Raw genomic sequence first — 21,003 nt, forward strand, 5'->3', positions numbered from 1 at the left:
TTAGTTCGAGTTAAGAGCAATCTTATATTTTATGCATAAACGCGCCAGACCTCTAGCCCTTAACGAGGCGATAAGGCGAAAGGGCGATCGCAACCCGCATTTGCGGCGGCGTGAACGCGAAGGAGTAAAAGGGCCATGTCGGATTACATCATTATCGCTTTACTGACGCTGGCGGTGTATTACCCCCTCACGCTGGGGGGGCTGGCGGTGATGATGTTCTTCGCCTGGCGGCGGCGCCGGTCGCCCTATTGGCGGTTGGGGTTGGTGCTGTTGACGGTGCTGTTCGTGCTGTTCGCCAAGGTGGCGTATGACTGGCACCGCTACAGCTAGCGGCGCCATGACGGGTTATTCGACGTTGATCATCCAGTTGACGCCGAATTTGTCGGTCAGCATACCAAAGCCTTTGGCCCAGAAGGTGGCTTGGTAAGGCATCGTCACCTGGCCGCCCTGCGCCAGATTGTCGAACAGTTTGCGTCCTTGCTCCGCATCGCTGGGGTTCAGCGACAGCGAGAAGCCTTTGTGAGAAGCGCCGCCGCTGTCATCTTGTGGGCAGCCATCGGAGGCCATCAGTACACCGTCGCCGATCAGCAGACGCGCATGCATGATCGCTTCAGGATTGGCGTCCTGCGGCCCGCCTTGGCGGGCTTCTTCGGGCATGTCTTTGAAGCGCATGACCATTTCAATTTTGGCATTCAACTGCTGTACATAGAAGTTAATCGCTTGCTCACAGTTACCGCTGAAAAACAAATAGGGTTGTACCAGCATGACATTGACCTCGGTTGTGGCCCGACAGGCAACGACCGGCCCTCGGGCAGGAAGAAATGGTTGCTGGCGGCAATAATTGCCGTCGGTGACTTATTAGTGTAGTTCCCCTGACGCAGAATGCTCGTGCGAGGTGAGCGCCTTCGCCGCCGGCAGGGCGGGCGAAGGCGCGAAGGCGGTTAATACAGCGAAGGTTCGCCGGGTGGGCGGGTTTTAAAGCGGCGGTGCAACCACATGTATTGATCGGGTGCCAGCAGCACCTGTTCTTCCACCACGCGGTTCATCATAGCCGCCGCGCGCGTTTCATCGTCCAGCGGGAAGTCCGTCAGCGGTGGCTGTACGATCAGCTCATAACCCTGCGCATGCGGCAGGCGGCGCGGCACGAATGGCACGATCGACGGCCGCCCCATGCGCGCCAGGATATAGGTGCCGGTCGTCGTGGCGGCGTTTTCCACGGCGAAGAACGGTACGAACACGCTGCTTTGCGGGCCATAATCGTGGTCCGGCGCATACCACAGGATTTCACCCTGTTTCAGGTTGCGGATCATGCCTTTGATATCTTTACGATCGATCATGAATTTATTCGAGCGTAGCCGGCCGCGGGTCTGCACCCATTCCATCAGTTTGTTATTGTGCGGGCGATGCACGCCGATGCCGGGGTTTTGCATGCCGAAGATGCGCGCACCCAGCTCCAGAGTGAGGAAATGCAGGCCGATCAGCAGCACGCCTTTCCCGTCCTGACGCGCCAACTGCATGTTTTCCATGCCGCTCACCTTAAACCAACGGGCGATGCGCCAGTCAGGCCAGAACCAGGCCATGCCGACTTCGAACAGGCCCATGCCGACGGACTCAAAATTTTTGACAATCAGCGCCTCGCGCTCGGCGGCGAGCATCTCAGGGAAGCAGAGTTCTACATTGCGGCGTGCTATTTGTACCCGGCGTTTCATCAGGCGCATGGCTATTCTGCCAAGGCCGTGTCCGAGTCGATAAATGAGCGGGTAGGGCAGTAACACCAAGAGATAGAGTATTCCCAGCCCTATCCACAGCAACCAATAACGAGGGCGCAAGAATTTGCGCTCAAAGCGTTGGTTAGAAAGCATTTTTTCTATGATTCCTTTTCTTTCCCAATGGGACCTTAACCCAAATTTTTATAAGGCGAATAGTAGAACATTTCGTGCTAAATAGGATTTTCCATTAATGCTTTTTTTTCACTTTATTTAAGCGCAGGCGAAAAATGGAGTGAGATAGGATTTTTACCGAGGGAAGGGAAGATATTTTCCGCTATTTCAACCGGCTGGTGCAATTGAAAAATAAAGACACAATTAAGCGCATCGCAAAAGTGACAACTGCTATGTAACCTTAATGAAACAGTAACGCGACGGAACCGTCCCAAACGGCGGCCAGTGCGTACAGTAGCGCGAGAATCAGGACAAAGGGGGCATTGAACATGGATGTTTCCTCCATGAGGATTTGTTTAAAGTTTAGCCTCTCGAGATGACGGTAGGATGAAGTTAGATCGTTTTTTGTACGGTGAAATTCAGACGGACGGAAATGGGTAAACCGCTGATTTTTTACTATAGTCATAGTGTGAAGTTGTGCGTTTGTCGGCGTACGCCTCTGCATTGAGCGGCAGCGGGCAGGTTGCCCAGAGCAAGATCGCGGAGCGGACGGCGCCTGGCGCGAAACATGTGACGAGATTCTCAGAGGGTTGGTCTGTAAGGATTTGACATGTCATATGAAAATGACGAACTAAACGGTGTTGAGCAACCGAGCGACTACGTGAAAGCCACCGCCTGCGAAGTGCGCAGCGGTGTAAAAGCGGCGCTCGAGCAATCATGTGCCTGCCTTAAGGATAACCCTTGGGCGGGGATAGGCGCCGGCGCCGTCGTGGGCCTGGTAATAGGATTTCTGTTAGGCAAAAGGTAATAGGGAGAGTAAAGATGGGCATCATTTCCTGGATCATTTTTGGTTTAATCGCCGGTATCCTGGCCAAGTGGATTATGCCGGGCAAAGACGGCGGCGGCTTTATTGTGACCGTTATATTGGGGATCGTGGGCGCCGTCGTCGGCGGCTATATCAGCACCTTCTTCGGTATGGGCCGCGTTGACGGTTTTAACCTGGGCAGCTTTGTGGTGGCGGTAATCGGTGCCCTGGTGGTGCTTTTTGTCTACAGGAAGATCAAAGGCTAAGCAGCCGTTGCTCAACAGGGTCGCCGCGGCGGCCCTTTTTCGTGAAATCAATCCGGCGGTGCGGCGCGGGCCGTACCGGCTGAAAGGGGAATATCATGGGTCTGTTCGATAGCGTATTGGGTAACATTCTGGGTGGCGGCGCCAACGGTAAAGGCATCGACTACATCGCCATTATGCAGTGGGTTGAGCAACAAGGCGGCCTACAGGCCATTTTGGACAAATTCCGTCAGGGGCAGTTCGGCGATATCGTCGGTTCCTGGCTCGGCAATGGCGAAAATCAGCAGATTACCGGCGATCATGTGCAGCAGGCGTTGGGTAGCGATGCGATCAACCAACTGGCTGAAAAGCTGGGCATCGATCCTGCACAAGCCTCCAGCACCATTGCACAGTTCTTGCCAACGGTCGCGGATGCCGCCTCGCCAAATGGTGAAGTGCAGCAAGACAGCAACGAACTGGGCGACATGGTCGGCAAACTGTTCAAATAATGATTAGGCTCCCGGCATCTGGCCGGGAGCATTCACTCCGCTAATTCCCTCGATCGCCGTCAACGCTTGCTGCAGATGCGCCACCCAGGCGCGCACTTTCTCCGGAATAAATCGTAAGGCGGGATAGACCGCGTGCAGCGCCATGGGCGGGTAGCGGTATTCCGGCAAAACGGGCACCAGCGCCCCCGTCGCCAGCTGCTCGGCGATTAAAGGCCGTTGGGCGCCGCCGATACCGGCTCCAGCCTCGATGGCGGCCAGCAGCGATAGCGTATTGTTGGCGCGGAACGTGGGCCGCAGAGCAACCATCTCGGGGCCGTGCGGCCCGAACAGAGTGAGCGTATCGCCGTCGTTCAAGCCGCTGTAACGAATGTGCGCATGTTTCGCCAACTCCGCCGGCGAACGGGGCGTGCCATGCTTGTCCAGATAGGCCGGCGATGCCACCAGCAGGCGTTGCAGCTCGCCCAAACGTTTCGCCACCATGCCGGGCGCATGGAGTTCACCGAAGCGCAGCGCCACGTCGATGCCTTCGCCGATCACGTCGGCGCGGCGATCGTCCAGCAGCAGTTCGATGGCGAGGTTCGGATGACGTTGCTGGAAAGCGATGGCCAGCGGTGTGACGTGCAACTGCCCGAATCCGGTAGGGGCGTGAATGCGCAGATTGCCCTGCAACTGGTGGTGCTGGTCGTGCAGTGCGTCTTCCGCTTCGTCGACCGCCGCCAGAATCGGTTTGAGGCGCTGATAATAACCGCTGCCGGCATCGGTCAGCGTGACCGCCCGGGTGCTGCGAAACAGCAGCTGGGCCCCCAGTTGCTGCTCCAGGCTGGCGATTTGCTGACTGACCGCCGGCTGCGTCAAACGCAGATCGCGAGCGGCGGCCGATAGACTGCCCAGTTCGGCCACTCGCATAAAGGTTTTCATTGCGTTCAGCTTATCCATGTCGATCTTGCCTATAGATTTTTCTTATAAGTGTTAGTGAAAATCCTCTTCTACCGCAAGCATTACTAATCAATAACACTCAGGGTATCGATAACCTGAGGAGTGGCAAGATGAATGCAAAGCGACAGGCATTGGTGATCGGCGCCAATGGCGTGATTGGGCGCCGATTGATTGAGGAGCTGATTGATCAAGGTTGGCAAGTGGTGGGCGTCTCCCGCCGGGGGGGCGAACCGGCATCTGGGGTGCGCCACCTTCAGGTTGATCTGCTGGATGCGGCGGCGACGCGGGACGCGCTGCGGCCGCTGAGCGCGATTAGCCACGTTTTCTATGCCGCCTATCAGGATGCGCCGGACTGGGCGGGGCTGGTGGCGCCCAATCTGCAGATGTTGCAACACGTCGTCGAGGGGCTGGAGCCGGTCGCGCCGGCGTTGGAGCATATCAGCCTAATGCAAGGTTACAAAGTGTATGGCGCGCATTTGGGGCCGTTTAAAACGCCGGCGCGCGAAAGCGACGCCGGGCATATGCCGCCGGAGTTTAACGTGGCGCAGCAGCAGTATCTGGCGCAGCGGCAGGCCGGCAAGCGATGGCGTTGGAGCGCCATTCGTCCGAGCGTGGTGGGGGGCTTCTCTCTTGGCAATCCGATGAACCTGGCGTTGAGCATCGCGGTTTATGCCTCAATCAGTAAAGCGCTCGGGCTGCCGCTGCGCTTTCCCGGTAAGCCAGGCGCTTACCACAGTCTGCTGGAAATGACCGACGCCGGGCTGTTGGCGCGCGCCACGCTTTGGGCGGCGACCGAGCCGGCGGCGGCCAATCAGGCGTTTAATATCAACAACGGCGATCTCTTTCGCTGGAGCGAGATGTGGCCGAAAATCGCCGCTTACTTCGGGCTGGAATGCGCGCCGCCGCTGCCGATGCCGCTGGAGAGCACGATGGCGGACAAAGCGCCGCTGTGGCGAGAGCTGGTGCAACGGCACCAACTGGCCGAGCCTGACTATCGCGCGGTGGCCGGCTGGCGTTTCGCCGACTTCGTCTTTTCCTGGGACTATGACATGTTCGCGGATGGCAGCAAGGCGCGGCGTTTCGGTTTCCATCAGTTTGTCGAAACCGAAGCCATGTTTTTCTCGCTGTTCGAGGAGTTCCGCCGCCGCCGCATCATTCCCTGAGCGTGGCATCGGTCTCCCCGCAGCACAGGCTGCGGGGAATGGCCTCAGAACGTCAGCATGATCTTGCCGATGTGCTCGCTGGACTCCATCAGCGTATGCGCGGCGGCGGCCTGCTCAAGCGGGAAGGTTTTAAAAATTTGCGGTTTCAGCACGCCGCGCTCCAGCAGCGGCCAAACCTTCTCGCGCAGCTCGGCGGCAATCTGCGCTTTGTCCGCCACGCTGCGTGAGCGAAGCGTCGACCCGGTATGGGTCAGGCGTTTCAACAGCAGCGGCATCAGATTGAGCTCTTTTACCACGCCGTTTTGCGTGCCGATTTGCACGATGCGGCCTTCCATCGCCGCAGCCTGATAGTTTTTGGCGACATAATCGCCGGCGATCAGGTCGACGATGACGTCGGCGCCTTTGCCGTTGGTGGCGTCTTTGGTGCGTGCGACAAAGTCTTCGCTGCGGTAATTAATCGCCACGTCGGCGCCCAGCGCCAGGCTGGCCTGACGTTTCTCTTCGGATCCGACGGTGGTGATCACCTGGGCGCAGAAGGCTTTCGCCAGCATGGTGGCGACCGTGCCGATACCGGAGGTGCCACCATGGATCAACACGGTTTCGCCGGCTTTGAGATGACCGCGCTGGAACACGTTGACCCAGACGGTAAAGAAGGTTTCCGGCAGTGCGGCGGCCTCGGTCAGGCTCAGACCCGCCGGTACCGGTAGCGCATTGCTTTCATGCACGGTGCAGTATTCCGCATAGCCCCCCCCGGCGATAAGGGCGCAAACCCGATCGCCGAGCGCGAAGTGGGTCACGCCTTCACCGATGGCCACCACTTCGCCGGCAATTTCCAGGCCGGGGATATCCGAGGCGCCGGGCGGTGGCGCATAGTTCCCCTGGCGCTGCAGCACGTCGGGGCGGTTAACGCCAGCGGCGGCGATTTTCACCAGCAGTTCGCCCGCCTGTGGCTCGGGTACCGGGCGTTCGGTGACAACCAGAACCTCGGGGGCGCCCGGTTGGCTAATCTCAATCGCTTTCATCGTGCCGGGCTGCGCTGCATTTGTTGACATGGTCACTCTCCTCATCGTGGCGGACGTGGTTATCAGGCTGAACGCCCGCAATAAAGTCTGCTGTTAGCTTAGCGAAATCGAAGGAGGTGCGCGTGGTCGAATAGAGCGGTTTTGCGAGGAGGAGAGGACGCCGCCGCGATGGGCGGCTGGATATCAATCGTTAGGGGGGATGCGGAAGCCTTTCAACGAGACGATAAAATGTTCTTTCCCTTTGGAGATCTTGGCGCCTTTATCGCACCACAGGCTGGCAAGCTGGAAGAAGTCATCGCTGCCGATATCGTAGGCCAGTTCGATTTTCTTGGCTGTGCCGGCGCGGATGAGCTTTTCTGCTTCCTGATGGTTTGCAGCTTTAATTATGGTCATGGGCGAAATCCTTGGTGTTAAGCCAGAGCGGATAATCGCGAATCATCATATGGCCATAGTGTGACAATTTTGTGATGAAAACATGACGGTCCACGAAGGTGCGGCGTGCGGCGTGCCGCGCCTTCGCGGTGAAAATGCGTTATCGATTACCGATCGTGCGGGCGAACGAATGTGCTTTTTTTCTGAGATTTGAAATGCTTATAGAGCGAATAGCCCGCAATGCCGGCTAAGACAGCCAAGAGGGCAAGGGATCCTGTGGCCATGAACATCACCTCCGAATAAGAATGGCAAGGAGGCGTATTTGTGACATTCATCACTTTACGGGGCAATGAGAGCAATCTGTAATCGGGAAACTGGCATGAGGGAGGAGCAAAAAAAAAGCGCCTATAGGGAGGCGCATAAAGATTTGCAACACAGCTTGTTGTGTTCAACACCAGGAGGAGTGGTGAACTGGCGCTATTCTATGCAGCGGCGAGGGCGGCTGATATAGGTATTACTCCGAAAGCGGCGCTACCACTCATAGCCCAACTGGATGTTGTAATCGGGATCCTGGTTGGTGGAGTAAGGATCGGATTGGCGGCGGCGATCGGTTTTCTTCACCGGGCCTTCATACGCGGGATAAGGTTTGGTGCGCGGTTTGCTGCAGCCCGGATGATCGCATTCGATATCGACGCGAAAGCCGTTCTTGTCGCGTGCCTCTGCCCAAGTAATCGGCGGTTTCGCCGCCTTAGGGGCTGGCCCTGACGGTGCTGTCGGCTTGGGAGCGGGAGTCACGCTGGGTTCTGGAGCTTGATAATTCAGCTCCAGTGCACTCTGCGGAGCGCTGTAAGCGGCAAAGGCCAGCAGGGCGGCGGCACTGGCAGTTGGTAAGGTAAGCCATCTCGGCATGATGAATCTCCCTGAATGATTTCTGTAGGCAACTATAAAACAGCAGAACGAGAATTACTATCATTTACCTTGGCTGTTACGGGGGGGCAGGCGGTGATTCCATCGTCCGACAGGGTCAAATCCTGTGCGTTTAGCCGAGATTCACGCCCCATCACGGCGAAAAAGGTTGCTATTGCCGCTCGCTCATGAGTTAATGATGTCGGCCTGTGGTACAGACCTATTTATGCACGACATTTTGAGTAAAGTAGTTCAAATTTAAAGCGTTATCCCGGATAGCCCTTCTCTGACGAATTTCCTTTCCAGTGCCTCCATAAGTAACTGATGACCGGCTATCTCGCCCATGGCGGCTAACATTATTATTGAAGGAAATTAGACATGTCCAACATGATCAAAGGTCAAGTGAAGTGGTTCAACGAAGCTAAAGGTTTTGGTTTCATCACCCCAGCAGACGGCAGCAAAGACGTATTCGTACACTTCTCTGCTATCCAGGATCAAGGCTTCAAGACCCTGGCTGAAGGCCAGAACGTACAGTTCTCTATCGAGAACGGTGCGAAAGGTCCATCTGCGGCTAACGTTACCGCTATCTAATTGGCGTCTACCGCTGATTGAAAAGAACCCGCTGCGGCGGGTTTTTTTATGCCTGCAATTTGGCAGCGCGTAAAAAAAGCCCGCAAGTCTGCGGGCAAAAGTTCCTTGTTAAATCTTTATTGATGATTTAACTTATTGTTTTTTATTGTTTATATTTTTTTATTTGTCCACATTTTGGCTCTTGTTCTTGTACCTACCCAAAAATCAGCGAAGCCTGGCCGCCGCTTTGTGGGTGAGGGGGAACCGGATTAACGTTATGCGGTTTTGAAATGACGCGGGTAAAGGTTTCATGGCTGACAAACGTGCATCCACAGTTGATGTTTGTGCACTGGTTGTAGCGCTCTTTGGTCGTATTGGTGATGTAGCTCGATGATCTGGTGTGTGCGGCTTGGCCGCATTCAGGACAATGCATCATGGCGGGGTTCTCCGTCATGTTCCCGGCTAAGGCCAGTATTGCTGGTAATTATGCACGATTAAGGGGCGTTTGCATTAGCTAAAATCTGTTCTGACGGTTTTTTGCTCGGTACGCGATCAAGTTAGGTATCGGTATTGATCTTGCAGTAGACTCTTTGCTGACAGTAGAAATGGCATGAGAGTGTCTAAATTCTAGTGCCTTCTAAAATATTACCTATGTTGCTCCACATGTTGACTCATCAGATGTTAAAATGTCCTTTGATAGAATTCGATATAGCATAGATAGTTTATTTTACATAAGGCAGAAAATGGCAAAAATTAGCGAAAGATGGAAGCATAATGGAATTGTTAAAGGTTACTGCAACATTTGTGGGATATATGGTGTGCTTACTAAGGATCATGTTCCACCAAAGTGCGCTATAACATTAGGGCCTGTTCTTCAGAAAACAGTTAGTGAGTTTTTTCACGTACAGGAACCTGTAAAGCCAATAAATGCTAAAAATGGTGCCTATTTCCGAACAATTTGCAGTCATTGTAATAACGATGTCTTAGGTGGACTTGATAAATCGATTGAACAAGTCACTATGTCTTTTAAAGACCAGTTGAGTAAGTATATGACTGGTACAGTGGCATTTCCTTTCATCAGAATTCCATTTGACAGTGTATCTTTCACCAGAGCAATGATTGGTCACATACTATCAGCTACTTCAGTTGAGGACTGCAAAAAGGAACCAGTAGATAGTCCCTTCTATACACCTTTGAAAAATTATGTGTTAGGTAATAAACCAAGCTTTGAGGATACGCATGATATCTACTACTGGTTTTATCCGCACAGGATGCACATATCGGCTCAAAGTGTTGGTTTCATGAATGACGGACATGTTGCATTTATATGTGCTCTTCATTTTTTTCCTATCGGATTTATGGTTACAGTAAAAAATCAAGGGACTTTTCCAGCCCATTCATCAAAACTATGCCTTACAGACAAGTTCCTAACATTTAATATGACTTCAAGGAACTATGAATTTACAACTTTTCCTTTTGTAAGTCTTAGTGGCAATCAAATGTATGCTATTAGTAATGGTCACACTTGTGTAAGTTATCCAATTATAAAATGACTGTTGCTGAAAATGGGGGGCTATATTTTTCTATCTGTGGGCATCGTAATGATGTGAGCAATCTCCGATTTTGGCTCAGGGCTGGCAGTCATATTAGGCATAGCCCTGAGTCGTAAAGGTGCTAGACAAAATCTGAATTAATGCACATTATTCCATTTCCAGCTCGTCGATTTTTACCTCAAGATCCAGCGACGTCGTAAACCCGCTGCCGTTCAAACTGTGCGTTACTGTAACCAGCGTCCACTTTGCTTCGTCGATCTCACGCTTAAAGCCTTTGACCGTAACGGGGGCCTCCGGGTAAAGCTCTGCACGGCCGCGCGCCAACTGGATCGAGAAAGTGGCGACACCGCGCTGTATCCGTTCCCAGTTGGCCTTTGCCGCGCGCTGGGCGTTGTATTTTGTCGCGTAGGTATGGCGTAACACCAGGACGTTTTCATCGCTGCCGACTAAATATTCCCCCTGTTTTTCTTCCTCAACCATTGGCTTTTTCTTGCGGCGGCGCTTGACCTTGACCGGCTCGCTTTTCGCGGCGCGGGTGTTTAACCAGTTTGCCACCACGCCCGTATATGCCCCGCGATCGGTCAACGTGAATTGATGACTGTCGCCCGACTGGCGATTGATTAGCATTTCAGGGATCTGTTTGCCGTTGACGGTCTGATTTTGCCCCTGTTTGAAGAACAGCAGATTACCATTCTTAACAGCGGCGACAGCGCCGTTTTCCTTCGCTATACGGGTGATGAAACTCCCGTCCGACTCGTTGGTTTGGTCGATATGAGGAATGGCGATATCAGCCATATTTTTATTGATGACCGGCGTTAGCTTGTTGCGAGTGGCGATGGTTTTCACGATATCGCCCAGGGTTTTCTTGTGATAGGAGTTGTCGCGCTGCACGTTTAGCGTTTGTCGAAAATCAGCGCTGCGTGCCGTGATCGTCAACTTATCCGGCGCGCCGGAATGCCCGATTTCATCCACCACAAACAGCCCTTTGTCGATGGTGCCGGTATCTTTCCAGCCGATAGCCACGGCGATGCTGACGCCGCGACGGGGTAGTATCAGGCTGCCGTCGCTGTCGTCAAGCTCGATCTCCAGCTGGTCAGCCTCAAAGCCTCGGTTATCGGTTAGAGTCAGGCTCAGCAATTTTTCGTTCACTTTCCCGGTAATATCGACGCCGCCAATCTTCAACGTATAGGCCGGCGTATTGCTTCCGCCGATCTTGTCCAGGGTGTCGAGCAGGCTCATGATAAAAGTCCCCCAACGGTGTCAGATACCTGAGAGGCGAGATCTTCAAATTGCTGGGATAAATCACCGAACATGTCTTTTAACCCTTCATCCGTGCGCTTCAGTGTGATGGTAAACTCGATGCGCCGGGCCGAACCGTCCTGAAAGAAAACGGTTTTGCTTCGGGTCAGGCTCTCGATCACGAACATGCCATGAATCGCGCCGCTGCCCTCGATAAGCGACCACGCCTTGCCTGTTTCCGCCATCAGCTGGATCGCCATTAGCGACACTCGGCCGCCGGTCAGTTCCGGCAATAGGACGCCGCTCAATGTGATCGTTTCATCGTCCGGCCCCAAAAACTGGCTTTGAGGTCGAAGCCCGACGCGGCTGTTTGTCGGGTGTCGCCATGACATTTGGTGCTGAAATTCCTGGTATGGAACGGTTTGCAGCATGAACACGAACATGCCTAATGCCATCATCATAATGAATCCTCACTCAAAATCGTTATAACTGCTGTTCACCTTGGCGCGCGCCTGCCGTTCTCTCGCGTCAAGTTGTCTGGCGACTTCCCGCGCGATATCTAACGCGCTTTGTCCAGGCTGCGGATTGATGGTTATCGGCGCGTGGATCTCGACAATTGGCGCACTGGTACGCTGATATGACGCGCTGCCGGCTGAGCGATATTGGTTCCCGGCCAGGCTGTGTGGATGTAGCGGGGCGTCTGCTGCTGTTGCACCATTCATGAACAGGGCGGCAACGGCGGCCATTGCTGCGGTGTTTCGGCGGCTGGTGACGTTTACCGGCCCGCTGACGATTTCCGGCCCATACTCTCCGACAATGCCGAATTTACCCAGCGGGATACGGCCGCCTTTATCATGCTCTCCTGTGTAGCGATAGCGTATTGCATCAGCTGAATTTCCTGTCGGCCCTGGCGTCATCATGACACCGGCGCGGCGGGCCGCATCGGCAACGGCAGGGTTTTCCTGCGCCAGTTTGCGCGTTTCTGCCGACCGTACCTTGATTTCGTCCAGCTTATCCAACACCCACTTGATTGAGTCCGTCAGCAGTTTCAGCGGGGTTAGCGCCATCTCAATGCCTGCTGCCAGAAATTCTCCGAACGTCTTACCGGCCGTTGCTGCGCTGTCCAGACTGTCTTTTGTCGATTTCACTGGCGTCAGCAAATCTGTAAACCAGCCCCACAACGCTTTAACCTTGTCGCCTATCCAGTTGAATACCGGCATCAATGGCGCAAAAGCGTCCTTGATCGGTGCTGCGGCGCTTTTGAAGCCTTCGACAACACCGCCGAGAAACGCCTTGATAGGCTTCCAGTATTTGTAAATCAGCACGCCAGCGCCAACGATCGCGGCCGCAATCAGTCCCAGCGGGCTGAGTAGAATGCCGAACATACTCGCCAATCCGCCGAGGGCGAAGCGGAGGAATCTCAGTGGTGAGGTTGCCAGCCAGGTAAATACGCGCCCAACTCCTTTCATCCCCTTGGCGGCTGTCTGTAGTGGTGATGATGCAAATGTCATTACTGCGCGGCTGGCGTTACCTAACCCTTGCTTGGAGAATGTCAGCGCGCTTTTCCCTGCTTCAAGTAATGAGCGGCTGAAGCTCCCGACTTGCTTTTTAGTGATAGGCGTCGTACTGGCGAATTTCAGCATGCTGAGTGAGAGGTTAGGCAGCAGGCGAATACCTAACATGCGGGTGCTGAACCGGAGCAGGGCAAACGGGCCGAGCAGCCCGACTACGGCGATCGCCAGCGTACCGAAAACGGTCGTTGCAATAGCGGCTGCTGCCCCTATCTTAACTATGGCGGCGCTTATGTTGGGGTGCGCTTTTAAAAACTCAGCAACGCCGTGCAAAACGTTGCTGATGCCTTTGGCCGTTTTTCGTAGCCAGGCGTCGTTTTTTTCAAACAGTTCAACGCTGATATTTTCCAGGGCAGCATGCAGCATCGTCATGTCGCCTTTCATGTTATCCAGCATGGTGCCGGATACGCGCGCGGCCTCGCCATCATACTCACCCGGCGCGCCGCGCATTTTTTGCAGCTTGCCATCTGATACCGCACGCATCAACTCACCGAATCCAGTGACCGCATACATGCCAGCAATATCTTTGAAAATCTTACCGCGATCGACGTTCCCCATTTTTGACGTCTTCTTGTCGATATCTTTCAAAATATCGACCAAGTCGCGCATATTGCCGTCTTTGTCTTTGGTTTCGACGCCTAGTTTTCTGACGGTGGGGCTGTTGCCAATTCTGCTGAGAATAGCGCGCATTGCTGTACCAGCTTGGCTACCTTGAATGCCCGCGTTCCCCATGATCGCCGTGGCGGCTGAAACGGTTTCCAGGCTTTGCCCATATTCGCGGCCGACGCCGGCGGAATATTTCAATGACTCGCCCAGCATCGGAATATCAACGTTGTTCCGTGTGAACAGCGCGGTAAGCACGTCCGCCACTCTGTCCATTTTTTCCGCCGGGATCCCCATCGCGGTTTGAATGTTTGACGCAATATCGGCTGTCGTGCCCAGGTCAATGTCGCCGGCCGATGCCAGATTCAGCATCCCCGGCATGGCTTTTAATACCTGCTGCGGTGAATAACCCGTTCTTCCGAGGAAGTATTGCCCCTCGGCAACCTGGAGATCGGTAAATTTTGACGATAGCGGCAGGGTTCTCGCCTGATGGCGCAGGGCCATCATTGCTGGGTCTGACTTGGACGGGATGCGCGTTACAGCCTGTGTTTTGCTCATCATCGCGTCAAAGTCATAACCGACGTGCAAGGCATTTGCCAGCCCGCGACCCATCGCGCGCCCGGTGGCCATCGAGGTATAACCCACCCCGGCAGCCATGACTTTTCGCTGATTACTCTCGTCGAATTGATGGCGCGCAGCATTCAGCCGTTTTTGCTGCTGGGCCTGCTGCTCAAGTCTTCGCTGCTGTGCTGCAAGTGCGTCGGTTGTCCCGCTGATATTGGCGCGCAGCGATCGCTGGGCCTCACCAAGTCGGTTAGTCGCCATGCCGCTGTTTTGCAGTGCGGTGCGCTGGTTTTGCAGTGACAGCCGGAGATCGGAATATTTTTGCTGAAGGCGGGCCGCTTCCTCCCTGGCTTTCTGAAATTGGCGCGCCTGCCTGGCCGTCGTGGTTTCCGTTGATTTCATGGCGATAGCCAGATTGCGCGCTTTATCGCGGGCAGTGCTTAGCGCCTGCGCGGCGGCGGCTACCTGGGCTTTTGTCTTGCGGAAACCGTCAATTTTCCCAGCCTGATTATCCAGCTGTTTTAATTGGTCTTTGGTGGCTTTAACAGAAGCGGCCAGCGCTTTATTGCTGGCCTGCATGGATTTAAACGGGCGGGTGACTTTATCGACCGCGCTCAGTAAAACCTGCAATCGGAGGTTTTTGTCACTCATCACTTGCCCCACTGCGGATTATGGCTTTATGCCGCCACTCCAGCAGCTCGGCCAGCGGCATTGAGTCGGTGACGGTCGGCGGCCAATGGAAGACGGCGGCAATATCCGCCGTCAGATCTTCTACTGTCAGCTGTTCAGGAAATCTGACCTGACCGAATTCGGTAAGAAAAAAATCGCCACAGCTTGCGACAGCTGATAAAGGTCAGCCGGATCGAGGTTGGCAACCTCGGCCGCCGTCAGGTTCGGCGTGGTGATGCGCGGCAATACCCTGATCAGGGAATCGACGTCGGTTTCGATCAGTGCCTGCAAACGGGTGCCGCGCAGCGCGCCGGAATTCGGCTTGTTGACTGTCACCTCGGTGATTTGCGTGGTGCCGCGCACGATCGGAACGTCCAGGGTGATCGGCTGGTAGGTCGCCAGTTCTGCGCCGTCTGTCGTCTGTTTTTCTTTCATCACGTTATCCTAATGATTGGTGCTGTTTAGGCGGCCCCTGCGGGCCGCATGAAATACCTGTCAGCAGGCGATTACAAGCCGATGGCGCGGCGGTGCTCCGCCAGGCGGTCAACGCCATCAATGATCTCGACCATGTTCACGGTGTCGATTTCCATCAGGACGCTGCCGTCCCATGTCAGCTTGAAATAGGTGTTTTTGGCGCTCAGCTTGGTCTGCGTGTTGTCGCCCTGCTTATAGTTGCCATGATCAAACTCGGAGAAACGCCCGCGCATGACCACTTCGACGGCAATGATCTCGGCGGTGTCGTCACGCTGGAATGAACCGGCAAAGCGCAGGAGGATGCCGTCAACTTTGGCGATGCCCCATTGCTTGTAAATCTGCGCCTCAATGCCGCCAAGAGTGATCTCGGCGTCAAGTGCGCCATCATCCAGCCCCAGATCAACGCTGGCGCTGCCGTTCATGCCGCCGCCCCGGAATGCTTCAAGCTTTCGGGTCAGCTTCGGCAGGGTGATTTCTTCAATAACGCCCTGGTAGCTGTTGGCGTCATTGAACAGATTCAGATACTTCAGTTTGCGTGGTAAGGCCATCGCGTCCCCCTTAACTGTTCACGTTCTGAGTGAAGTTCATCAGATACTGATCGGTGATGCGCTGGCGCAGCAGCAGGTTTTCGAGCGGCGGCACAGGCGTGTAATCGTAATCCAGCACCAGCTTGCCGGATGCCAGGACGTCCTTATGGTTGGCCGCTTCATCAATCCAGCAATTCCCGTCAACGATGTAACCGCCGTTTTTCAGCTCGCGGAATTTGGCGTTGATGCCCTCGATAATGTCTTTGGCAAGGGAAGGGTGCAGCGGCTGATCTACCGCCCACATCTGCGCCTCGGCCATCGTGTCGGCCAGTACTTGCGCGGTGCGGGTGTAGTTTTCAAACTGGAACAGCGGATCATCGGAGCAGGTGCGCGACCCCCAGAAGCGAAATCCGTCTTTTCGGATCAGCGTGGTAACGTCGTTTTGGTTCAGCAGGTTGGCATCGGTGGTCGCATCCTGCAAATCCCAATAGACGTCGGCGCTGATGCCGGTCACGCCGTTAACGCCGACGTTGGACAGGGTTTTGTGCCAGCCGACCTGCTGATCCAACTTGGCGCGCAGCCCGAGCGCGCGGGCTGTTGCAAACGCGGTTGCGGATGCATTGGTCGTGGTATCCCAGCTCAGGAAATCCGGCCAAATCAACATAGCTTCGCGCTGGCTGAAGTTTTTGCGGTAGTCGATCGCCTCGGATACCGTTTTGCAGCCATAGGCGCTGAGGTAGGCGAAGGCGCGGAGGCTTTGCGCCACGGCCAGCAATTCGGAGGCAACTGCCTCGTTATCATGGCCCGGCACACCCAGAATGCGGGGCTTAACGCCAAGCTGGCTTTGTGCGGCGAGCAAGGCTTTCATGCCGGTTTTCTTGCCCTCGGGGGTCACGCCGCCGACGATATTGGTTGTCGTCTCGGCTTCGGTTTCGCCCTGGGCGACACGCACCACGACAGTGACGGGCTTGGCCTGAGCGGCGATGGCATCCAGCGAGCGGGCGAGGGTGCCGGTTTCGCCAGCCTTGCCGCTGGCGGTCAGGACGTCGGTAATTAACACAGGGGTGTTTAACGGAAATGCTTTTGCGTCGGCGTCGTCACCGGTACAGACCATACCGACGATGGCGGTGCTGACAGTGGTGATGGTGCGGGTGCCTTCGTTGATTTCCTGCACGCGCACGCCGTGGTGATAGTCTTGAGCCATTAGGCGGATCTCCTGTAACGGTGTTCCCCTATGGTGGCGGCGGTGCGCGGTTAATGCATGCGGTGGGCTTTGTGTGGTGGCTGGCACAAGGCGGCGCGAAATCAGCGCGCGGCAAGATGGACGGTGATTACAATGACGCTATTTGCCGTAAAAATAAAGCCCCGCATGGGGCTTAGGCTACGCGGTGCCACAGCATTTGCAGCTTATGGCGCTCGACAACGTTGATCGCCTGGCCCTGGCCGAGCGCTTCGGTTTGCGCCCAAACGGTGTGAGTGTGCGCCGGCACGGTGGCGGAGTGGATATGGTCTTCAGCTTCGCTGGTGTAGTTGCGCGTTCTGTGGCTGTCGTTGTCGGAGCCGACAATATAATCGCCATCCCACGCCTCGCCGGGCGCGGACATTCCTCCCTGGTGCCGGTGTCTACCCGCCGGCGTTGTTTGTAGCGTCTGCGCCCCTTGCTCACTTGTGCTTCCCGACACATTCAGCACCGACTGCGGCAGATTGGCTCGCGTGATGTTTACCGTATCGTTGCCGCCCAAAGTGCCGACGTCTGAACCGTCCGCTTTTGCCGTTCTGATCGTCAGGTGTTCGCCGGCGTACTCCCATGTTGACCACGGCCATTTAGTGTTAGGGTTCACGTTCTGATTGAACAGGCGCGACGATCCGACGGGGTTGTCCTGCTCCCAGGCGTCACGGATTGCCGTTTTTACTGCGGCGGCGATCGCCTTGTTTACGCTTTCGCCCAGCTCGCCGATCGCTTCGTCCGTGTAGTCCTTTGCCGCGTCTTCCGCTCCCTTGACATCCTCGGCGGTTGCCAAAATCACCGACGGATCGGCGATCAGCTCCACGTTTGCCGTGCTGCTGACCTTCAGTTGCATCCTGATGATCTGGAAGCGGCCCGAACCTTCTGCCAGCAGCGGCTTATACGTCTCCGGCATGTTGCCGACGGCGACGCATTCGCCATCGTCGGCATAAAGCGCCAGCTCACGCAGCCAGAAGCCGCCGACCTGCGGCGGCATGATCATTTCAACTTCGATGACGCTGGCGTCACTGTCAGCGATCACCAGCTTATTCAGCTCACCGCGATACCGCTCACCGATCAGCCCGGCGTTGGCGGTGCTGGGCTGGGGTAGACGCCCGCCTCCGTCGCCGACGGCCATTTCCTTGATGGCTATCGGCGTGCCGGTAACAGCTGCATTTGCCAGCTTCTCTGCGCCGGCGGTGGTGATCATTGCGCTGTATTTTTTCTCGCTCACGCTCAGCCCTCCTAAATCAGGTCGTTGCCGCTCATTAAATGGTGATCCCGCGGCGGCTGTAATACCCCTGGAAGTACTGATAAATTTGCGCGATTTCGTCATCACTCAGTGCGCGGTCATAAATCAGCGAGGCGTAGTTAAGATGTGGGGCCGATCCTTCTGCCCAACTCTGCCCAATAAGATATGTGAGGGCTGGATTTGCGAACGACGCCACAGGCCAGCCAGGGGTAACAGTTTTGACCTGGTCGTTGGTCATGTCTCCGATTAATAGCCCCTTGCCCACATCACGGCCATGGAAGAAAGCGGGGGTGCTGTCTGTGCTTCTGGTATTCATTCCCAAACTGTAGGCGTTATTGAAGGGATTTCCGCTCGCATCAGTGCCTTTGTAATGCGAGTAAACATAGATTGCAGGCGGTGCAGCACCTTGCATCAACAGCGATTTACCCGCATCAGTGCTTCCTTTGAAGCTGGAAATCAGGAAACAGCGGCTTGTCGCTGTCGACGGCGCGGTCGCAATAGAAATCAGCGTTGCCTTTTCGCTTGTCGGCACGCGGGTATCGATGTAATTACTTGTCGAAAACTCGAAAGCCTCGCCTTTCTGAATGGGGTTCCCGTGTGGGACTGCTGGCGCGCCTCCGGGGGCGAGGTTAGCCGTCAAATTTCCGCGGCCAAAGATATTGGCATATGTCAGCCCTTCAGTACTGAATGGCGGATTCCAGCCGTCTGGTTTAGAAATAGACGCGCCGGCAACGTTTGATTTAATGACCATGACCATAATATTACTCTCCGATTTCAATCGGCATGCAGAATTGCACCGATGCGTTATTTAATGGATAGGGCTTGCCGACCAGCTCAGGAATATTTTCATCCGCATATTGGCCGCTCCCCGCCCGATACTCGTAATTTGCCAGTGATGCAAAATTGTCACTGTCAAAAACGTTACCGTTACCGTTATGGGCTGCTTTATCGCCATACCACAGTTTTGCCTCACCTACCGGTAACGCTGCCAGCGTGATTTTTATAATGGTGTCGGCGGCAATTTCCACTGACTGAATCGGCACGGTGCTATCGGTGCTATCGGTGCTGTCAGTGATACGGAATCCCTTATCGGCATATATCGTCGGCACGCGGCCGACATATGCCGGGCGGAATTGCAGCGGCGGGCTGGGGACGTGATACAGCACATACACCACGCGGCCGATACGCACGATGCGGATAGGGCCGAGCGGTTCCCAGCCTTGCCCCTCATTCAGCACGCGGTGCATCACCTTGGCGAATTGCATGTCCATCCAACGATAGCCATTGCTTGTCAGGTGGCCGCCTTTATCTGGGAAGGGATAAGCCGGCGTCACCAGGTAGGCGTTTGCGTTTTCTTTGCAGAATTCCCATTGCGCCATACCTATGCCAAGGTCATATTTATCGACGGTATAGCCGGCCCCGGTTTGGTACATAAATATCGCAGGCGGTGATTTTTGCCCGGCAATACCGCTCGCCATATCGTTTGTCATGTCAGGGAATAATGTCCCCATCTCTTTCTTATATCCGTCTTTGGTCTGTACGCCGCCGCGTGTGCCGTTGTAGTTCCATTCACCTTGGATGAAAATGAATGCGGCAATGGCATAACTGACGCCAAGCCCATCGGCGATAGCTTTGACTTGTTTCACTGCTTGCAGCGGGCGCTGGTATAACTCCGGTTTAGCGCCTTTTGAAAGTTCTTCGATAGTGCGGCCGTTAACGCCAGTGCTTGATACGACAAAGCGTCGCCCCGGATCGCGCTCCAGGCAATTTTTTTGCAGCCATAGCTTACGCAGGAAATTTGTCAGCGCCGCACCGCCTTCACCTTCATTCCCGGCACCTACCCCAAGAGCGGCAACTTGCTCATCGGTCAGAATGGTGCTTCCGTCGCCAGACTGAACTACAGCTTTCAGCGGTTTAAGCACTGCATCGCCCACAGGAACAAACTCAGCAGCTGTGCGGCTTTTAGGGCGCACGCTGTCGCCCAGCATCAGGTTGTCATAGTCTGCCGTTGGCTCCTTGGTGAGCGAGGGCCAGCCTTCCTGCTGTGTGCCCAGGCTCTGGCTGTACATAACCAGGTGATTCAGGGCAGACACAAGGCGCTGAATATCGGCGTTGTACCTGTCGCGTACAGATTGTGAATAGGCTTTGTTCTGCGCATCATGCGCCACTAAATCGAACTCACTCACGCCGCCGCTGCCAGCGTTTAGCGGGTTGCCATCCAGATCGATATAGTCCCGGTAAAAGCCGTCCACGTCCTCAAGTCGTAGCCAGGCGTCCGACGTTTCGAGGGTGGAAAATTTGCCATGCCCCTGTAGCGCTTTTGGCGCTGGTACTCCATCGCGCCCGACGATTTCAACGACAAAATCATCTACGTCCTGATAAGTGATGCCGGGCCGATCGCCGACGTGGGTAATTTTCAGGTCGTCCAAAAATATACCCTGTGGCGATAACAGACTTTTAATCGTACCGAAAGCGCCATTATCGAATAAGCGCCACACAGAGAAATAATCTTCATCAACCATATCAACCAGCAAATTACCGATCGCATCATTTAAATAAAAGTAATCTGTTATTTTTTTAACCAGCTCGCCAGTCGGTAACGTTTTTCCCGTTGCCGTGGCGACGCCACCCATATTTTTATATTCGGCTAGCCATGCGTCGGTGCTTTCAATGCGCACGGAAAAACGCGCATTCAGCGGAATGCTACCTTCATTGATTTTTGCCTGTGCCTTTTCCACGTTGTCGAAAGGCTGTTCGCCGACGGATAATCCCTCGATCGCCTGTTTCAGATACTGCGTGCGGTTCGCCAGCTGCTGCGGCTGGATATTTGCAACTCCATCGCGGCCCCCGATCACTTTGTCGCCGCGCTGGATTTGATAAACGCTATCTACCCATTGGCCGCTTTCATTAATTTTCGTCAT

Annotated in this window: 24 protein-coding genes; 7 read left to right on the forward strand and 17 right to left on the reverse strand. The window is 55.0% G+C overall.

Features of this window, described 5'->3' with window-relative positions; all coding sequences use genetic code 11:
• The first annotated feature begins 135 nt into the window (after positions 1-135).
• Entirely contained in the window at positions 136-330 is a 195-nt protein-coding gene (locus BVU99_RS02350; protein WP_060447861.1) for a hypothetical protein, read from the forward strand.
• Between the two features lie 15 nt (positions 331-345).
• Here the strand turns inward: BVU99_RS02350 and yjdN are convergent, their stop codons facing one another.
• Positions 346-765: a VOC family metalloprotein YjdN gene (gene yjdN, locus BVU99_RS02355; protein WP_025303359.1), complete on the reverse strand. Its 420-nt coding sequence runs from the start codon at positions 763-765 to the stop codon at positions 346-348.
• A 176-nt stretch (positions 766-941) separates the two neighbouring features.
• Positions 942-1,862, reverse strand: a complete 921-nt coding sequence (locus tag BVU99_RS02360) for a Kdo(2)-lipid IV(A) acyltransferase (protein WP_043140536.1) — start codon at positions 1,860-1,862, stop codon at positions 942-944.
• A 628-nt stretch (positions 1,863-2,490) separates the two neighbouring features.
• Here BVU99_RS02360 and BVU99_RS02365 point away from each other — a divergent pair.
• From BVU99_RS02365 to BVU99_RS02375, 3 genes are all read left to right on the forward strand, one after another.
• Complete coding sequence (locus tag BVU99_RS02365; RefSeq protein WP_025303357.1) at positions 2,491-2,688, forward strand: membrane protein; 198 nt, start codon at positions 2,491-2,493, stop codon at positions 2,686-2,688.
• 14 nt (positions 2,689-2,702) lie between these two features.
• The gene (locus BVU99_RS02370; RefSeq protein ID WP_004935146.1) at positions 2,703-2,951 is read left to right on the forward strand and encodes a GlsB/YeaQ/YmgE family stress response membrane protein; all 249 of its coding nucleotides are present in this window, start codon (positions 2,703-2,705) and stop codon (positions 2,949-2,951) included.
• A 95-nt stretch (positions 2,952-3,046) separates the two neighbouring features.
• Positions 3,047-3,436: a YidB family protein gene (locus tag BVU99_RS02375; protein WP_025303356.1), complete on the forward strand. Its 390-nt coding sequence runs from the start codon at positions 3,047-3,049 to the stop codon at positions 3,434-3,436.
• A gap of 3 nt (positions 3,437-3,439) precedes the next feature.
• On the opposite strand, the gene BVU99_RS02380 is transcribed toward BVU99_RS02375, so the two are convergent.
• Positions 3,440-4,372: a LysR family transcriptional regulator gene (locus BVU99_RS02380; protein WP_049203964.1), complete on the reverse strand. Its 933-nt coding sequence runs from the start codon at positions 4,370-4,372 to the stop codon at positions 3,440-3,442.
• Between the two features lie 110 nt (positions 4,373-4,482).
• On the opposite strand from BVU99_RS02380, the gene BVU99_RS02385 reads away from it, so the two are divergent.
• Positions 4,483-5,535: an SDR family oxidoreductase gene (locus tag BVU99_RS02385; protein WP_049203963.1), complete on the forward strand. Its 1,053-nt coding sequence runs from the start codon at positions 4,483-4,485 to the stop codon at positions 5,533-5,535.
• A 44-nt stretch (positions 5,536-5,579) separates the two neighbouring features.
• Here BVU99_RS02385 and BVU99_RS02390 read toward each other — a convergent pair whose 3' ends face one another.
• From BVU99_RS02390 to BVU99_RS02400, 3 genes are all read right to left on the reverse strand, one after another.
• Positions 5,580-6,587 carry an NAD(P)H-quinone oxidoreductase gene (locus BVU99_RS02390; RefSeq protein ID WP_049203962.1) on the reverse strand — a complete coding sequence of 336 codons (1,008 nt, stop codon included), beginning with the start codon at positions 6,585-6,587 and terminating at the stop codon, positions 5,580-5,582.
• 153 nt (positions 6,588-6,740) lie between these two features.
• The gene (locus BVU99_RS02395) at positions 6,741-6,950 is read right to left on the reverse strand and encodes a hypothetical protein (RefSeq protein ID WP_004935132.1); all 210 of its coding nucleotides are present in this window, start codon (positions 6,948-6,950) and stop codon (positions 6,741-6,743) included.
• 510 nt (positions 6,951-7,460) lie between these two features.
• Positions 7,461-7,838 carry a hypothetical protein gene (locus BVU99_RS02400; RefSeq protein WP_025303352.1) on the reverse strand — a complete coding sequence of 126 codons (378 nt, stop codon included), beginning with the start codon at positions 7,836-7,838 and terminating at the stop codon, positions 7,461-7,463.
• A 375-nt stretch (positions 7,839-8,213) separates the two neighbouring features.
• On the opposite strand from BVU99_RS02400, the gene cspE reads away from it, so the two are divergent.
• On the forward strand, positions 8,214-8,426 hold the full coding sequence (cspE, locus tag BVU99_RS02405) for a transcription antiterminator/RNA stability regulator CspE (RefSeq protein ID WP_004935122.1): 213 nt from the start codon (positions 8,214-8,216) through the stop codon (positions 8,424-8,426).
• A 193-nt stretch (positions 8,427-8,619) separates the two neighbouring features.
• On the opposite strand, the gene BVU99_RS02410 is transcribed toward cspE, so the two are convergent.
• On the reverse strand, positions 8,620-8,841 hold the full coding sequence (locus BVU99_RS02410) for an ogr/Delta-like zinc finger family protein (RefSeq protein WP_072008418.1): 222 nt from the start codon (positions 8,839-8,841) through the stop codon (positions 8,620-8,622).
• 307 nt (positions 8,842-9,148) lie between these two features.
• Between BVU99_RS02410 and BVU99_RS02415 the strand changes: the two genes are divergently transcribed.
• Positions 9,149-9,958, forward strand: a complete 810-nt coding sequence (locus BVU99_RS02415) for a chaperonin (RefSeq protein ID WP_099817099.1) — start codon at positions 9,149-9,151, stop codon at positions 9,956-9,958.
• Positions 9,959-10,105: 147 nt separating this feature from the next.
• On the opposite strand, the gene BVU99_RS02420 is transcribed toward BVU99_RS02415, so the two are convergent.
• The 10 genes from BVU99_RS02420 to BVU99_RS02465 form a co-directional block, all read right to left on the reverse strand.
• Positions 10,106-11,197 (reverse strand): phage late control D family protein, encoded by a 1,092-nt coding sequence (locus BVU99_RS02420; protein ID WP_064290908.1) that lies wholly within the window; start codon positions 11,195-11,197, stop codon positions 10,106-10,108.
• Positions 11,194-11,658, reverse strand: a complete 465-nt coding sequence (locus BVU99_RS02425; protein ID WP_084969780.1) for a phage tail protein — start codon at positions 11,656-11,658, stop codon at positions 11,194-11,196. The genes BVU99_RS02420 and BVU99_RS02425 overlap by 4 nt, the downstream gene beginning before the upstream one ends.
• Before the next feature lie 9 nt (positions 11,659-11,667).
• Positions 11,668-14,586, reverse strand: a complete 2,919-nt coding sequence (locus BVU99_RS02430) for a phage tail tape measure protein (protein WP_099817276.1) — start codon at positions 14,584-14,586, stop codon at positions 11,668-11,670.
• A complete protein-coding gene (locus BVU99_RS02435; RefSeq protein ID WP_072008420.1) occupies positions 14,579-14,701 on the reverse strand; it encodes a GpE family phage tail protein in 123 nt (40 codons plus the stop codon). Before BVU99_RS02435 ends, BVU99_RS02430 begins: the two co-directional genes overlap by 8 nt.
• An 11-nt stretch (positions 14,702-14,712) precedes the next feature.
• On the reverse strand, positions 14,713-15,039 hold the full coding sequence (locus BVU99_RS02440) for a phage tail assembly protein (protein WP_099817100.1): 327 nt from the start codon (positions 15,037-15,039) through the stop codon (positions 14,713-14,715).
• Between the two features lie 71 nt (positions 15,040-15,110).
• Complete coding sequence (locus BVU99_RS02445; protein WP_049233671.1) at positions 15,111-15,626, reverse strand: phage major tail tube protein; 516 nt, start codon at positions 15,624-15,626, stop codon at positions 15,111-15,113.
• A gap of 10 nt (positions 15,627-15,636) precedes the next feature.
• Positions 15,637-16,809: a phage tail sheath protein gene (locus BVU99_RS02450; protein ID WP_099817101.1), complete on the reverse strand. Its 1,173-nt coding sequence runs from the start codon at positions 16,807-16,809 to the stop codon at positions 15,637-15,639.
• Between the two features lie 172 nt (positions 16,810-16,981).
• Positions 16,982-18,064, reverse strand: coding sequence for a phage tail protein (locus tag BVU99_RS02455; RefSeq protein WP_256376341.1), 1,083 nt, complete (start codon positions 18,062-18,064; stop codon positions 16,982-16,984).
• A gap of 34 nt (positions 18,065-18,098) precedes the next feature.
• Complete coding sequence (locus BVU99_RS02460; RefSeq protein WP_099817102.1) at positions 18,099-18,839, reverse strand: hypothetical protein; 741 nt, start codon at positions 18,837-18,839, stop codon at positions 18,099-18,101.
• A 4-nt stretch (positions 18,840-18,843) separates the two neighbouring features.
• Positions 18,844-21,003 (reverse strand): hypothetical protein, encoded by a 2,160-nt coding sequence (locus BVU99_RS02465; RefSeq protein WP_099817103.1) that lies wholly within the window; start codon positions 21,001-21,003, stop codon positions 18,844-18,846.

This window comes from Serratia sp. OLAL2, from assembly GCF_002752475.1.
Lineage (GTDB): Bacteria > Pseudomonadota > Gammaproteobacteria > Enterobacterales > Enterobacteriaceae > Serratia > Serratia bockelmannii.